Source organism: Henriciella aquimarina, assembly GCF_002088975.1.
In the GTDB taxonomy this organism is placed as follows: domain Bacteria; phylum Pseudomonadota; class Alphaproteobacteria; order Caulobacterales; family Hyphomonadaceae; genus Henriciella; species Henriciella aquimarina.
In genome coordinates this window covers 22865-37231 of the sequence record NZ_NCST01000106.1, presented here as the reverse complement: position 1 = coordinate 37231, position 14367 = coordinate 22865, and the positions used below count along the sequence as shown (strand labels likewise).

The 14367-nt window shown below is 57.8% G+C and carries 13 protein-coding genes; 9 read left to right on the top strand and 4 right to left on the bottom strand.

Features of this window, described 5'->3' with window-relative positions; genetic code table 11:
* Positions 1-2 precede the first annotated feature (2 nt).
* The 4 genes from B8784_RS16365 to B8784_RS16350 all read left to right on the top strand — a co-directional run bounded on the left by B8784_RS16365 (position 3) and on the right by B8784_RS16350 (position 3984).
* On the top strand, positions 3-1535 hold the full coding sequence (locus B8784_RS16365) for an AMP-binding protein (RefSeq protein WP_084398982.1): 1533 nt from the start codon (positions 3-5) through the stop codon (positions 1533-1535).
* A 114-nt stretch (positions 1536-1649) separates the two neighbouring features.
* On the top strand, positions 1650-2813 hold the full coding sequence (locus tag B8784_RS16360; RefSeq protein WP_084398981.1) for an acyl-CoA dehydrogenase family protein: 1164 nt from the start codon (positions 1650-1652) through the stop codon (positions 2811-2813).
* Between the two features lie 32 nt (positions 2814-2845).
* Positions 2846-3469, top strand: coding sequence for a Rossmann-fold NAD(P)-binding domain-containing protein (locus B8784_RS16355; RefSeq protein ID WP_084398980.1), 624 nt, complete (start codon positions 2846-2848; stop codon positions 3467-3469).
* Complete coding sequence (locus B8784_RS16350; RefSeq protein ID WP_084398979.1) at positions 3466-3984, top strand: hypothetical protein; 519 nt, start codon at positions 3466-3468, stop codon at positions 3982-3984. Before B8784_RS16355 ends, B8784_RS16350 begins: the two co-directional genes overlap by 4 nt.
* 89 nt (positions 3985-4073) lie before the next feature.
* Here the strand turns inward: B8784_RS16350 and B8784_RS21395 are convergent, their stop codons facing one another.
* From B8784_RS21395 to B8784_RS16335, 4 genes are read right to left on the bottom strand one after another with little or no spacing between them, the layout of a single operon-like run.
* The gene (locus B8784_RS21395; protein WP_143435579.1) at positions 4074-4277 is read right to left on the bottom strand and encodes a hypothetical protein; all 204 of its coding nucleotides are present in this window, start codon (positions 4275-4277) and stop codon (positions 4074-4076) included.
* Between the two features lie 29 nt (positions 4278-4306).
* Positions 4307-5092 (bottom strand): SDR family oxidoreductase, encoded by a 786-nt coding sequence (locus B8784_RS16345; RefSeq protein WP_084398978.1) that lies wholly within the window; start codon positions 5090-5092, stop codon positions 4307-4309.
* 12 nt (positions 5093-5104) lie between these two features.
* On the bottom strand, positions 5105-6568 hold the full coding sequence (locus B8784_RS16340; protein ID WP_084398977.1) for an aldehyde dehydrogenase family protein: 1464 nt from the start codon (positions 6566-6568) through the stop codon (positions 5105-5107).
* 27 nt (positions 6569-6595) lie between these two features.
* Entirely contained in the window at positions 6596-7804 is a 1209-nt protein-coding gene (locus B8784_RS16335; protein WP_084398976.1) for a cytochrome P450, read from the bottom strand.
* Positions 7805-7884: 80 nt separating this feature from the next.
* Between B8784_RS16335 and B8784_RS16330 the strand changes: the two genes are divergently transcribed.
* From B8784_RS16330 to B8784_RS16310, 5 genes are all read left to right on the top strand, one after another.
* Entirely contained in the window at positions 7885-8448 is a 564-nt protein-coding gene (locus B8784_RS16330) for a TetR/AcrR family transcriptional regulator (RefSeq protein WP_084398975.1), read from the top strand.
* A gap of 96 nt (positions 8449-8544) precedes the next feature.
* Positions 8545-10050, top strand: a complete 1506-nt coding sequence (locus B8784_RS16325) for a class I adenylate-forming enzyme family protein (protein ID WP_084398974.1) — start codon at positions 8545-8547, stop codon at positions 10048-10050.
* 44 nt (positions 10051-10094) lie between these two features.
* Positions 10095-10877, top strand: coding sequence for an SDR family NAD(P)-dependent oxidoreductase (locus tag B8784_RS16320; protein WP_084398973.1), 783 nt, complete (start codon positions 10095-10097; stop codon positions 10875-10877).
* Positions 10878-10900: 23 nt separating this feature from the next.
* On the top strand, positions 10901-11899 hold the full coding sequence (locus B8784_RS16315) for a DUF2889 domain-containing protein (RefSeq protein WP_143435577.1): 999 nt from the start codon (positions 10901-10903) through the stop codon (positions 11897-11899).
* Positions 11900-12015: 116 nt separating this feature from the next.
* Positions 12016-14361, top strand: coding sequence for a TonB-dependent receptor (locus B8784_RS16310; RefSeq protein ID WP_158085713.1), 2346 nt, complete (start codon positions 12016-12018; stop codon positions 14359-14361).
* Positions 14362-14367: the final 6 nt, after the last annotated feature.

Sequence of the window (14367 nt, the reverse complement as noted above, 5' to 3'; positions counted from 1 at the left end):
ATATGACCAAGACGTTCGGCGAGGCATTCGCGGAAGCCGCGGCGCATTATCCAGATACCCCGATATGTTTTCAGGGCGAAGCTGGAGAGCGTGTCATGTCGCTTGCGGAGATTCATACCCGGGGGTGTAATGTTGGCCGCGCCTTTATAGAGCGTGGTCTCGGCCGAGGTGATGTCGTGGCGGCGATGCTGCCGGGGTGGCCGGAATGGCTGACGGCCTTTATAGGCGCGGCGTATGCTGGCGTGACCTTCATGCCGGTTTCCACGATCTACAAGGCGCGTGAGCTGGGATTTATCCTGCGCCAGTCCCGTTCACGTCTCATTGTTACGCCGGGATCGTTTCGCGGTGTTGACTATGGAGACCTGCTGCAAAGCTGTGGGGAGCTGCCTGAGCTGCGTCATCATTTCCTCGTTGGCGGAGAGGACGGACCACAGGCCTGGGCACGGCTGGAAAATGAAGAAGGGGCCGGGGCGCCACCCGCCGTGACACAACCCGACGATGTGGCCTTCATGGTGTTCACGTCCGGCACGACGTCAGCGCCAAAAGGCGTTCTGCATTCAGCCGAAACCTTGCTCGGCGAAATCGAAGCGCAACGCATTGCACGCGCGGATATCCAGAATGAGGTAATCCTGTGCCCTTGGCCGCCCGGGCATGTCGCTGGGGCGCTCCAGATGCTCCGGTTCCTGGCTGGTGGAACTCCGCTCATCCTGATGGAGAAGTGGGACGCCACGGAAGCCGCGCGCCTGATCGAGACCCATCAGGTGACAAGCTCGTCGGGTACACCGTTTCATATGTCCGGACTCCTGGAGGCGGCTGTCGTCGAAAACCGAGATCTTTCGAGTCTGCGGAGCTATGTCCTGGGGGCAGCGCCGGTGCCGGCCTCACTTGTGCAGAAGTGTGAAGACCATGGCATTGTCGTGGTCCATGCCTACGGTTCAAGTGAGCACCCGACGGTGACGATGGCATCGAATGACGATCCGCTGGACAAGCGTCTCAAGACCGAAGGCCGTGCGATGTCCGGTAACGAGATCCGGATTGTCGGCGAGACAGGCGAGGATATGGTGGCTGGTGAAGCTGGGGAAATTGTTACCCGCGGCCCTGAGCTGTTTCTCGGCTATCTCGACAAAACGTTGAATGATGAAATTTTTCTTCCGGGAGGGTGGTATTGCACCGGAGACGTCGGCCGCCTCGATGAGGAGGGTTATCTACATATAACCGATCGCAAGAAAGATATCATCATCCGGGGCGGTGAGAACATTTCATCCCGTGATGTGGAAGATGTGGCCCGTGTCATGAGGGGGGTCGTGGATGCTGCAGCCGTGGCCGTACCGGATGAGCGGCTGGGAGAGCGAATAAAACTGTTCGTGGAAGCCGGGCCCGGCATTGATCTATCTCTGGAGACGCTCCGGGAGCACTACCGGTCACATGGAGTGGCCTCACAGAAAATCCCTGAATTCCTCGAAGTTATCGAAGCGTTGCCGCGGAATGACAATGGAAAGGTCCTGAAAACCGAACTGCGTAGGGCCGGCAGGTAAAACGGGCTGGCAAAAACCCCGATTGCCTCATTGAGTTATTAAACTAGGTGTGCTTTCTAGTGGGGCCGACAATGGCGCGCTGACTGTATCGATATCTAGAAAGGCGAACTCGGCATGAGCGATCTCAGACTACCGGAAGCCCCATTCATGCAGGATGAGGAAATCCGCATGTTTTCCGACGCGGCGGAAAGGTTCTTCTCCCGGGCAGCCCCGCCAAAACGCATTGAGAAGTGGGTCGAAGACGGGCAGGTCGAACGTGAATTCTGGAAAGAGGTTGGAGAGGCCGGATTTCTGGGCGTCAGCGTTCCAGAAGAGTACGGGGGTCCCGGGGGCGACTTCCGGCATGATCTCGTCTTGTGTGAGACGTGTCAGCGTCTGGGCCTCGAAGGCTTCGCGATCACGCTGCACAATGTCATTGTGACACCCTATATCCAGTTGCACGGGACGCAGGAACAGAAAGAGCGCTGGCTGCCAAAGCTCGTGTCCGGCGAGCGCGTCTGTGCCATCGCCATGAGTGAACCGGGGGCCGGCTCTGACTTGCAGGCAATCCGAACGACGGCCATCCGTGATGGCAATGGTTACAGGCTGAATGGATCGAAGACATTCATCTCGAATGGACAGATTGCTGATTTCATCGTCGTCGTGTGCAAAACCGATCCCAGCAAAGGTGCCCGCGGCGTTTCGCTACTGGTCGTTGAAACCGAAGGCCTCGAAGGTTTCAGGCGCGGTAAGAAACTCGACAAGATTGGCCATGAAGCACAGGACACGTCCGAGCTATTCTTTGATGATGTATTTGTGCCGGCTGACAATCTGCTCGGCGGTGACGAAGGCAAGGGCTTCTTCCAGCTCATGGCGGAACTGCCCCGCGAACGTCTGATCATCGCGGTTAACTCGGTCATTGCCATGGAAAAGGCCATCAACTGGACGCTGGATTATACGCGAGAGCGCAAAGCGTTCGGTCAGCCCGTGTTCGACTTCCAGAATACCCAGTTCAAGCTTGCAGAGTGCAAGGCGAAGGCCGTGGTAGCGCGAACCTTTATCAATGACTGCATCGAGAAAGCAATTGCCGGAACATTGGACAACGATACCTCTGCCATCGCGAAGATGTGGGTGACCGATACGGAGTGGGAAATCGTTGACGAATGCCTGCAGCTGCACGGCGGCTATGGTTATGTGAACGAGTACCCCATTGCGAAACAGTTCCGGAATTCGCGGATTCAGAAGATCTATGGCGGCTCAAACGAGATCATGAAGGTGCTGATTGCACGTGGGCTTTAGCTGGAATTCAGACCAGACCTGGTGAAGAAGATATGAGTGAACACGTCCTCAAACTTGACCCGCCGGCATTCGGGCCGGAGCGGAATTTTCTTCCGGATGCGATCTACTCGGAAGATACGGTGATGATCCTTTCGGAGGGTAGCGAGTCTGCTCAGGCAATCGCCGATGCTTTCACATCAGTTGGCGCATCCATTGTGTCTATCGGGAAAGACATGGCTGCGGCGAGGCGGGTTTCCGGTATCGCCGAAGGTCATGGGCAGGCCTCTCTGGTAGCGACATACAGGAGTGATGTTACCAATGTCTTCGATGAGGTGACCGAAACTCTCGGGACGATCGACCACTGCATCATCGTCAATGTGGAAACCGACATAGCCACTCCATTCATGGAGGCTTTCGCAGCGGAAAAACCTGCAAAGGGTAAAGCCCGGTCTGCTGTTGCTGTAACGGGAGCCGGCAAAGCAGATGCTTTTTTAGCGGCCTGGCCGGGTGGTAGCCGGATGAATGTTGTCGAAGCCAGTCTCGATAGCGGTAAAAATGGCCCCGTCGGCCGTGCGGGCGGGACATTCGAACTTGGCTGGGCAGTCGCCTTTCTATGCTCGCCTTTCGCGCGGGAAATAGATGGGCAAATCCTCAAACTGGATGGAGGCGCATCATGAGCCGGACGGTTCCAAGCTGGCTGGACGATCCGGTCTGCGTTGTCGTTGGCGCGGGGGATGGCGTCGAAGCTGTAGCGCATGAGCTTGCTGCAGCTGGCGCAACGATTGCACGTGGGCCTGTGACCGACGACACCGAGGCTGCGTTGGCTGCCATTGAAATCGCAGATAAGGCCGCAGGGGACCCGGTGAGCATTCTGGTGCATGCGTCCGGTGGGAATGATGTTGCGGCCAAGGCCTATGGTGAAGCGTTTGCGAAGTATCTCGATAAAACGAACCTCAAAGGGAATATCCTGCTGCTTGAGCCGGTTGGCGCGGGTGCCGAGACATCTCTGGCAAGCCTGTGCGGGCCGAAACTTCGGGCGAATGCAATTACTTCGACCTATGTCGCAACGGGACCGCGAGAGAAACTCCGGGCGCTTGGTGAGCTGGCCTCATATCTGGCCAGCGATTATGCTGCTTATGTCTGCGGGGCATGCCTCGGCATTGACAGGTCGGACAAGCGCCGTCGCGCCTGAAGCGCATAAACGCGCAAACCTACTACGCTGTCTGTTTCAAGGACCGCGTGGAAACCGTGAAGCTCTCGATCAGCCCGTCTGCGCCTTGCTCATGAGGTTAATGGGCAGGTCCGGTGTCGTCTGGATTGGCGGGAAGGATCTATCCTTTCAATGGCGACCTTCGTGCCGACCACGGAGGGTGTCGCCGTCAGCGCACAATAGATGATGGCATCGCTGAACAGTCTGCCTGGACCCAGTGAAACCCCGCCGATGACGAGGTCGATATAGGTTTGTGGCAGCTCGCGGAGTTGCATGGTGACCTTCTCTCCGGAGGCACATTCGATCAGGGGCGGATGATCCAGCCGCCATCAACATGAATGACCTGGCCGGTAAGCCAGCTGCCAGCCTGCGAACAGAGCAGGAGCAGGGCGCCGACAAGCTCATCCGGTTCACCGCGCATGCGCATCGCGATGGAGGCTTCAAGCATTTTCACGAAAGGGGAGTCTTCCGGGGTTATGGATTTACCGGCGTCCGACGATGTATTCCCGGGTGCGATAGCATTGACGTTGATCTTCTGAGGCCCGAGTTCGCGTGCAAGAGTGGTCGTCAGGCCGACAAGGGCGATCTTGGTGATGCCGTAAACGGTTGAGGCAGGGAAGGCGCCGCCGGAGACCTGGTTGACGATTTTGCCACCCCCACGCTCTGCCATGAGGGGCGCGACGGCCTGCGAACAGTTCAGCGCGCCTGTGAGGTTGACCGCAAGCGCCCGGTTCCAGGCATCGAGATCGATCTGCATGGCCGGCGTCTGAACAATCTCGACCATCAGCGCAGCGTTGTTGACGAGGATATCCACCCCGCCAAATGCGTCTTCTGCCGTCCTGGCCATGGCTTCAACGGAGGTGCGATCCGTGATGTCGACATGTGACGCCACGGCTTGGCCGCCTGCCGCAGTTATCTCGTCTGCGACAGATTGTGCGCCGTCCTTGTTGATATCGGCGGCGACAACGGAGGCACCTGCCGCTGCAAGCCCCATGGCATAGGCCCGGCCAATGGAATTGCCGCGCCCGCCTGCGCCCGTAATGATGGCCACCTTGTCGTCAAGGCGGAACTGATCGGTTGAAAACGTCATCTGTATGTCTCCCTAATTGTTGGCGATCGTGACGGTCTTGTAGTTGAGGTAGGCATCGATGCCTGCCCGACCGCCTTCCTTGCCGAATCCGGAGATGCCAACGCCGCCGAACGGGGTGTGAGGATTAATCTGGGTGGCGCCGTTGATGTAAACGCCGCCTGAGACCAGCCTTTCGGACAGGCGGTGGGCGCGTTTCAGGTCATTGGTCTGTATGTAAGCGGCAAGTCCGTAGGCTGTGGCGTTGGCCATTTCCACGGCCTCCTCCTCATCCTTGAACCGGTTTACCAGCAGGACCGGGCCAAAAATCTCCTCCTGGGAAATCTCGCTATCCAGAGGCGCGTCGACGACGATTGTCGGCTCAATGAAATTACCGCCCTCAAGCGAGCCGCCACAAAGCTTTCCTCCCATGACGATCTGTCCGTCCTGGTTGGACCTGACGCGCTCAAGCATCGCCATGATGCGGTCTCTGGCAGCTGTATTGATGACGGGGCCAACAAGCACGCCATCCTCGAAGGGGTCGCCCACCTTGAAATGAGCCGTGATGGCTTTCAGCGTTTCGACCGTCTCGTTGAAAATGTCTTCATGAACGAGCAGCCGGGTGGGCAGGGCGCAGCCCTGACCAGCCATGATGCCAATGGTCCAGAATATGGCGCGCTCGCAGGCCGCCTTGAGATCGACATCCGGAAACAGGAGGGATGCCGACTTGCCGCCGAGTTCCATGATGGATGGCTTGATGTGTTCTGCACACGTGGACATGATCTTGCGCGCCGTCACCGGACCCCCCGTGAAGGAGATGAGTGAGACTTTGGGGTGGGCGACCAGCGCCTGTCCCGCTTCGCCCGTGCCGGGCAGTATGGAGACGACGCCATCGGGAATCCCCGCCTCACGGCAGAGAATCGCGAACAGGTCCGGCGCAAAGGGGGTGAGTTCGGCTGGCTTCACCACACAACAATTGCCCGCCGCGAGCGCCGGGATGACCTTCATGCAGAGCGAGATCAGCGGCCCGTTCCAGGTGATGATGATGCCGACTGTGCCCTTGGGCTCCGGTACGGTGTAAGCAAACTCCCCGCGGGTATCGAGCGTCGAGATGAGTTCGCCGGAGAGCTTGTCGCACCAGCCGGCATAATAGCGTGCCCAAGCGACAGAAGTCTCCACCATGCGCATGCCATTAAAAAGTGGTGTCCCGCCATCGACGGCGCCCCGTTCCGCAAAAGCTTCAGCATTTTCTTCAATGAGACCGGCTAGCCTGTTGAGAAGGTCGCGGCGGGTTTCCGGCGGCATACGTCGCCAAGCTTCCTTTGCAGCCTCGGCCTTTTCAACAGCCTCGTCGACCTCCGTTTTCCCGGCGAGTGGAAAGCTGGCCTGAACCTGCTGTGTGACGGGATCGAGATGATCATGGCTGCCGCCCGTGCCAGTATCGCGGTCTTCATGGCCAATCCGCAGTTTGACAGGGCCTATCTTCGTCTTGTCGAGCATGTCGTGTCTTTCTTTTCGGAGTGGCGATCAGGACCAGGCCAGATGAAGGGATGACAGGCCCATGACGGATCCGCCGCGCACCTGGCCTCTGGGTTTTGTTTCATCAATTCGGAAGTCGGGAATGGCGGCGAGCCATTCCCGGTAGAAGGTCTCAAGCTCCATCTTTGCGAGATGACGGCCGAGGCAGGTGTGTCCACCATAGCCGAAAGCAAAATGATTGCGTTTCTCTCGGTCCAGCTTCACTTCAGTCGCATCGGGATTGAGCGCGTCGTCGAGCCCAGCCATGGCAATCACGCAGAGGACCATGTCTCCGGCCTTCATTCGGGCGCCGTCGAGTTCAATGTCCCCGGCAACCTGCCTCGGCAGGTTCGGGAACGTATAGCGGCGTAGTAGTTCCTCTGCTGCTTCAGCGGACCTGTCGGGATTGGCGCGCAGCTCTGCCTGGAAGCCAGGATGTCGTGCCATGTGACGGATCCCGAAGCTCATCGCGTTGGTGACCGTGTCGAGCCCTGCCAGGAAGAGCAGGAAGCCGATAGACATGAGCTCTTCGAAACTCAGCTTCCTGTCTCCGAAGTCAGCGTCAATGAGGCGGGAGAGCAGGTCGTCTTCACGCTTTTCCATGCGCGCGGTGATAAGGGCCTGTAGCTCACCCATGATCTTCATCGCGTAGTGCTGGGAATCTTCCGGCGACGTCGAGCGGAACATGCCGTCGATCAGGGATCGAAAGTCTTCGTGACGTTCAAGCGGAAAACCCACAAATTCCATGAAGACAGTTACGGGAATGCGCGAGGCGATATCCTCGACGAACTCGCACTCGCCCCTGTCCTTTACTTTTGAGATGAAATGCTTCGTCCAGTAGTCCACGCGGCTCTGGAGGTGCTTGATGCGGCCTGGCTCGAACCAGCTCATCATCAGCCGACGATATAGCAGGTGCTCAGGCGGATCGAGCGATTCCGGAATCATGCGTGGTGCGTCCGGCCTGGGCGGAATCTGAAGCTGGCGGCTGGAAAAGTCTTTCGGCGATCTCAGAACGGTAGAAATTGCATCAGGATCCAGCACCACCCAGTGGCCGCCATTGGCCGGGGTCCAGAATACACCGGGCGCTTCATCCCGAAGTTTCATCAGCCCGTCATGAAGGTCATCCTGGAGCCGTGGGTCGTTATAGAAGTCAAAGGACACGATACGGTCCTGAGACACGTGAGCGGGCGCATTCTTGGCGTCTGTCTTGTCTGTCACCTTGTCCTCCCGTGTGTTTATATGCCAATAAGTAAATTCCAATTTACTTATGAGTCAACACTTATCTAACCAGGTGAAGAATGAACGCGGCAGGTGTGAGGAAACGGGATGCGGAGCGCACGCGCCAGTCCATACTCGAGGCGGCGCAGGACGTATTCTCCCGCCATCCATATGCCGAGGCTTCCTTGAAGGAGATCACATCTCTGGCCGGAGCGAATGCGGCGTTGGTGAGCCGCTATTTTGGATCGAAGGAGAAGCTCTTTGAGGCCGCGCTGACCGCATCACTCGACCCCACACCATTGATGCCTGCTTCGCGCGTAGAGTTCGGAGAGCGTCTCGTGGCGGCATTTATTCGTCCGGTGCCGGGACGCATAAATCCACTACCAATGCTGATTTTCGCAACAGCTGAAGCCCGCTTGCAGGCCGTGGCTCTGAAATTGTTGCGGGAACGCATCGTGCTCCCGTTGGCCGAGTGGCTTGGTGGTGTTGGGGCTGAAGTGCAGGCTGCCCGCATCATGGTAATCGCGTCCGGCTTCTTTACCTATCGCAGCTTGCTTCCCCTGGAGGCGATGCAGGGGGATCTGGACGAAAACACACGTGCCTGGCTTGTCCGGGCGTTCCAGTCAGCGATCGATGCGGAATAAAGCCAATCACGAAGACTTTCCTCTCTGTTCTCAGTAGATATAGATAACCTAGTTATATATGTTATGGTGGGGTAGCTGATTGCAGGAGGCGGGAATATGGCGGTGATCACACAGACGCTCAGAGAGGTCATGTCACTTGATAGCAATGCGCCGGTCATCGACTTTGATGAGCAATGGATAGACTGGGGCGAGCTGGCAGCACGTGTGGCAGACATTGAGAGCCTGCTTGAGGAACTGGGGCAGGGACAAGGTGCCAGGATTGGTGCGTTGCTGCATAATGGGCCCGGTCACATTGCTTCCATTTTGGCCGTTCTGGCTTCTGACCGGTGCCTCGTGACCCTGAACCCGGTCTATCCCGATGAGACGCTTGGGCCGGACATCGAGGCACTCGGTGTGCCGGTCGTGATCGGTGAAAGTGCGGACCTTGACCGGCCCGGCGTAGCCGCTGCGCTTGAGGCGCTGGATGCCAGTGTCATCGAAATTGGCCCACTGCTTGAAACCGTGAGGTTGCGCCGGACCGGCAGCCGCAGGGACAATGCCACGGCTGGTGAAACAGCGATCGAGATGCTGACCAGTGGCACAACGGGCAAGCCGAAACGCGTTCCGCTTTCGCGCGCCGCGTTTGACGCAAGCTTCGCGGCCATTGCCAGTCATGACAAAAGCCGCGATCAGAATGCTACGGTGAAGCTCAGGTCGTCTACGACTTTGATCATCAATCCGGTAACGCACATTGGCGGGATTTATGGCGTGATCGGCGCGCTCATGGTGGGCCGGCGTATCTGTCTTGTCGAGAAGTTTTCTGTTGATCGTTGGGTTGGGGCCGTTACGAGACACCGGCCAAAGGTGGCACCGGCTGTACCAGCAGCCCTGCGCATGCTGATCGAGGCTGACCTGCCGCGTGAGCATTTTTCAAGCCTGTCGGCAATCATTAGCGGAACTGCGCCGCTTTCACCCGATGTGGTCGATACCTTTCTGGACAAGTATGGCGTGCCAGTGCTCGCCAATTATGGGGCGACGGAATTCGCTGGAGCGATTGCAGCCTGGTCCTTGCCGGATTTCAAGGCTCACTGGGAAGAGAAGAAAGGCGCTGCTGGCCGCATCCACGAGAGCGTCCAGGCGCGGATCATTGATCAGGAGACTGGCGATATCCTGCTTCCGGGACAGGAGGGCGTTCTGGAGCTGACAGGCTCCCAGCTGGGACTGAAGGACGGCTGGTTGAGGACTACGGATCGCGCTGTCATCGACGAGGACAATTTCCTTTATGTCAAAGGCCGTGCCGACAACGCCATTCTGCGTGGCGGGTTCAAGGTGCATCCCGATGACATCGTGCGCACGCTTGAGACCCATCCATCCATTCGAGAGGCGGCAGTTATCGGTGTGCCCGATGAGCGGTTGGGGGAAGTCCCCGCTGCGGCAATCATCCTTAAAGATGGAGGCCAGGAGCCCGCTCTGGACGAGCTCAAATCGTTTTTGCGTGAACGGCTCGTCCCTTATCAGGTGCCCGTCCATTATCAGTTTGTCGTCGATATTCCGCGTACACCTAGCATGAAGCCTGCGATGCTGCCGCTCAAAAAAATGTTTGCCTCAGACGAGCAAAAGTAGCACCTAGTTATATAACTGGTATTTGAGTGAAGAGGGTTTCTCGAATGAAGACCGATACAGAGACAGCAGCAATTGTAACCGGTGGGGCATCCGGCCTCGGCAATGCAACTGCGAAAGCCTTGCGGGCTGCGGGCATCAAAGTCGCGATTTTCGACATCAACGCGGAAAAGGGGGAAGCTGCGGCCGAGGAAATAGGTGCAGTTTTCTGCGAAGTGAATGTTCTGGATGAGGAGAGCTGCGAAGCGGGCTTTGCCAAGGCGCGCGCTGCGAACGGCCAGGAGCGGATATTCGTTGGCTGTGCCGGTGGTGGTAATGCCGGCAAGATCATCTCCCGCGATAAAGAGACCGGCGCGATCAAGCGCTGCCCGACCGAGCGCTTCGAGCAGGTTATCAAGCTGAATACTGTCGCTTCTTTCAGGTGTGCGGCGATGACAGCGGCCGGGATGGCCACCCTTGAGCCTTTGGAGGACGGAGAGCGTGGTGTGATCACACTTACCGCGTCGGTTGCCGCACAGGACGGTCAGGTCGGGCAGGTTGCCTATGCGTCTGCAAAGGCCGGTATCAACGGTCTCGTCTTGCCAATCGCCCGTGACCTCATGAATGAGGGAATCCGCATCAATTCGATCATGCCGGGTATTTTCCGGACTCCGCCCATGCTGGGTGTGCCAGAGAAAGTGCTGGAATCACTTGCCGCTTCCGTCCCGTTTCCAAAGCGGCTCGGCAATCCGGATGAGTTCGCTTCCCTCGTGATGGAGTTCGTCCGCAACACCTATTTCAACGGCCAGACCATTCGCCTGGACGGTGCCATCCGCATGGCGCCGCGTTAGGAGATGCTGGCGGAGAAAAGCGTTTGACCGATACCATTTCCAGCGCGCCGCATTCCCCGGGCGGAACAGTCCCAGCGAGGCCGGCCAACTCATTCCGTCGTACAACAACGATCGATACAAGCTGGCCTGAAGGCCGTACCGGCCCCATGGTCATGGTGGGCCGTGGGCGGGATATCCTGACAGGCCATAGTGCAGTCTCATACAAAACACTCGATGAGGCCCGGTTCGATATTCTGTCGACGCCGCGCCGTGAAATACTGGAGGTTTCGTGTGAGCCGCCAGTGGAAGGCGTCCAGAGGCTTGTTGGTGTGCGCGCGGGCGGTCATTCGCGGGCGATCCTGTCGGAAGCCCTGGCCGATGAGGAGGCATCTGGCGCCGTTATCTATCAACTTCTCGACGATTTTGCTGGGGCAAGTCTCGTCGCCGGCTGGGCGTGGTCGCGCTGGACGGATCAGTGGGCGCAACCGGCCAAGTCGGCAGAGAAGCCGAAACTGCCCAAAATGGTTGGTATCTGCGCGGGCTTTCGTCCTGGTGCGAGCTCGCTCACAGAAGAGGGGACACCTCGTCACGATATCCAGTCGGCCACGCCAGTGCCGGATCTTCGTAACCCCGACGATCCGGAAGGGTTACACGAATGGCCTGAACAGGAAGGCGTCGGCATGAGGCGCGCGCGATGGATTGATGTCTGGCGTGAAGGGGATGATTTCTGCGTTCGCGCTGGGTTCCAGGACAGTGCGACAGACCCGGATGGCGGGCGCGTGGCTGTGCATGAGTACAGGCTGAACGCGCAGGTCGATGCTCGGACCCGTACGCTCCAGAGTGTGCAGGCAGACCCTCGGATACTTCCTTATGCGGAGTGTCCGGCTGCCGCGTTGAACGTCCAGAGATTGACCGGAGAGTCTGTCAGCACGCTTCGTCGGGCCGTTATCGAGACCCTTCCGGGTACGCTCGGCTGCACGCATCTGAACGATGTCTTGCGAGCTCTGGCGGACCTGCCAAGGGCGCTTAATGTGCTCGAATAGGCACAATCTTCCGGAGAATTAACGTTTCGTGTTGACGTAGCGCCTTGTTTTGCGCAGTACACCTAGTTATACAAGTGAAGAGGGCTGAGCGGATGATTTGGCCTCTGGGAGGAAAAATGTCGATCAAACAGAAATCTACAGTCGAATCGCGTTCGGAACTCAGGAAGACATTCCCGAAAAAATGTCTCGGCGGTGTCTCTGTGGCTGTGCTGGCTTCGGGCTTTGCGTTCGCACCGGTCTATGCGCAGGAGGCTGCCGATGCCCCTGAAGAGTCTCGCCGTCTTGGTGTTGTTACGGTGAACGCCCGGAAGGTTGAAGAAAACCTTCAGGATGTTCCTGTCTCGGTTACGGCGTTCGACGGCGCCGCGCTGGAGGCGCAGGGGGCGGTCGAGTTTTCCGACCTCGCCGCATTCACACCAGGGTTTTCAACAACACCCGGTACAGCGAACCCGAGTGCCTTCTCATTGTCTATCCGAGGTCAGGTTCAGAATGACGTTCTGGCGACGCTGGAGCCCTCGATCGGCACATATGTGGACGGACTTTACTGGGCGCGGGCATATGGTCTCAATCAAGATCTCCTCGACATCGAGAATGTGCAGGTGCTAAAAGGTCCGCAAGGCACGCTGTTTGGCCGCAATACGACAGGCGGCGCGGTTCTTCTGAATACAAACGATCCTGAGCTCAGCGGCGGCCTGTCCGGCTTGGTGAAAGGCCGTATCGGCAATCTTGATGAACGGACTGGCACCGTCGTCGTGAATATGCCGATTGTTGAGGACAAGTTCGCTATCCGGGGCGCATTGCAGGTCAGCAAGCGCGATGGTTATATCGAAGACGTTCTGACGGGTCAGGACTACAATAATCGTGATAACACGCAGGGCCGGATCAAGGCCCGCTGGGCACCGACGAACAATCTGGATATTGTTGTCTCAGGCGAATGGTATGATTCTGATACCCGCCAAGGTGCATTCGTTACAGAATATGCCTATCCCTTCCCCCCGACACCCGGCCCACGTTTGCTCAACACCTTCATCCCGACGCCTTTCGGGACAGTCGACAATTATCTCGACCTGACCGGGCCCAGCGAGGGCAAAAGCAAGGTAGCCCTCAATGCCGAGCCGTTCATCGAGATAAGCACCGAGACCTATACAGGTGAAGCCGTATGGGGCACCGATATCGGTGAGTTCACCTTCATCACGGGCTACCGCAAGGTTGAGAACACCAACCAGCTTGACCTCGATGGATCGCCCTGGCCAGCTCACGCGACGACGCTTGACCAGGACCTCGACCAGTTCAGCGCCGAGCTCCAGCTTGCGCGTGAAGAGCTTGGCGGCCGTCTGACCTATGTGGTCGGGGCGACATATTTCGAGGAGGGGGGTACGGACTCCTCGACAACGGTTGCGCTCACCCCGGTCAACCCGCTTGATACAACCTTCAACGGTGAGATCGACAATCAGAGCATTGGTCTGTTTCTCCAGGGCACTTATGCGCTGACCGATCAGATCAATCTGAACGCAGGTGTGCGGTATGCGCAGGATGAAAAGGGTATCACGACCTCCGGAGTGCGAGTTGTTCGTGCGACAGGCGATGTCAATCTTTGCCTCGTCGATGTGGCAATTCCGCCTGACTGTCTGGCCCCTTCGCGCACGGATACATTCGAGGAAGTGCCTTATATGGTCGGGCTTGATTATAGCCCCAACGATAACTGGCTGATCTATGGCAAGTTCAGCCATGGTTATCGGGCAGGTGGTCAACAGTTGCGGGCGGTGAGCACGGAAACGCAGACACCATTCGAGCCCGAAATTGTCGATGAGGTTGAGATCGGTTTCAAGGCAGACCTGATGCAGTCCCGCCTCCGTCTGAATGTTGCGGCCTACGCAAACGAAGTCCAGGATCTGCAGCGCTCAACCATCTTCACGGACGATCGCCAGATCAACTATACGCTTCTCGAAAACGCCGCTGAAGCCACAAACAAGGGTGTGGAGGCAGAGTTAACGGCGCTGCTCACCGATAATTTTACTGTCCAAGCGTCCGGTTCGCTGAATAATCCGGAATATGAGACTTTTATTGATGCACAGGGCAATGACCGCTCGAGCGAAAACTTCACCTATGTGCCGGAAGAAATGTTCACACTGGCCGGAATTTACGAAACATCGACCCGCTTCGGGCATCTCAATGCCCGGGTCGATTATTCCTGGCAAGGGGAAACCCCATATGATGGGTTTAACAATCCAGCCTTTCCTGAAGCCAGTGCGACGGTCATCGGTGAAGCCGCAGGGGTCCTCGGCGCAAGGGCCACACTGTCTGTTACGGACCAGCTGGACCTGACGGTCTGGGGCAAGAACCTCACCGATGAGGATGCTTACATAAATACCTTGCTTGTCGGCGGACTGGGCTATTCGTCCGTGATACCACGTGAGCCTCTGACTTACGGTGTTACGGCGACGTACCGGTTCGGCCAGTAAATGCCT

What these genes read in the sequence shown, in the direction of transcription:
- B8784_RS16365 (WP_084398982.1), top strand. Translation starts at nt 3, where the DNA reads ATGACCAAGACGTTCGGCGAGGCATTCGCGGAAGCCGCGGCGCATTAT.
- B8784_RS16360 (WP_084398981.1), top strand. Translation starts at nt 1,650, where the DNA reads ATGAGCGATCTCAGACTACCGGAAGCCCCATTCATGCAGGATGAGGAA.
- B8784_RS16355 (WP_084398980.1), top strand. Translation starts at nt 2,846, where the DNA reads ATGAGTGAACACGTCCTCAAACTTGACCCGCCGGCATTCGGGCCGGAG.
- B8784_RS16350 (WP_084398979.1), top strand. Translation starts at nt 3,466, where the DNA reads ATGAGCCGGACGGTTCCAAGCTGGCTGGACGATCCGGTCTGCGTTGTC.
- B8784_RS21395 (WP_143435579.1), bottom strand. Translation starts at nt 4,277, where the DNA reads ATGCAACTCCGCGAGCTGCCACAAACCTATATCGACCTCGTCATCGGC.
- B8784_RS16345 (WP_084398978.1), bottom strand. Translation starts at nt 5,092, where the DNA reads ATGACGTTTTCAACCGATCAGTTCCGCCTTGACGACAAGGTGGCCATC.
- B8784_RS16340 (WP_084398977.1), bottom strand. Translation starts at nt 6,568, where the DNA reads ATGCTCGACAAGACGAAGATAGGCCCTGTCAAACTGCGGATTGGCCAT.
- B8784_RS16330 (WP_084398975.1), top strand. Translation starts at nt 7,885, where the DNA reads ATGAACGCGGCAGGTGTGAGGAAACGGGATGCGGAGCGCACGCGCCAG.
- B8784_RS16325 (WP_084398974.1), top strand. Translation starts at nt 8,545, where the DNA reads ATGGCGGTGATCACACAGACGCTCAGAGAGGTCATGTCACTTGATAGC.
- B8784_RS16320 (WP_084398973.1), top strand. Translation starts at nt 10,095, where the DNA reads ATGAAGACCGATACAGAGACAGCAGCAATTGTAACCGGTGGGGCATCC.
- B8784_RS16310 (WP_158085713.1), top strand. Translation starts at nt 12,016, where the DNA reads ATGTCGATCAAACAGAAATCTACAGTCGAATCGCGTTCGGAACTCAGG.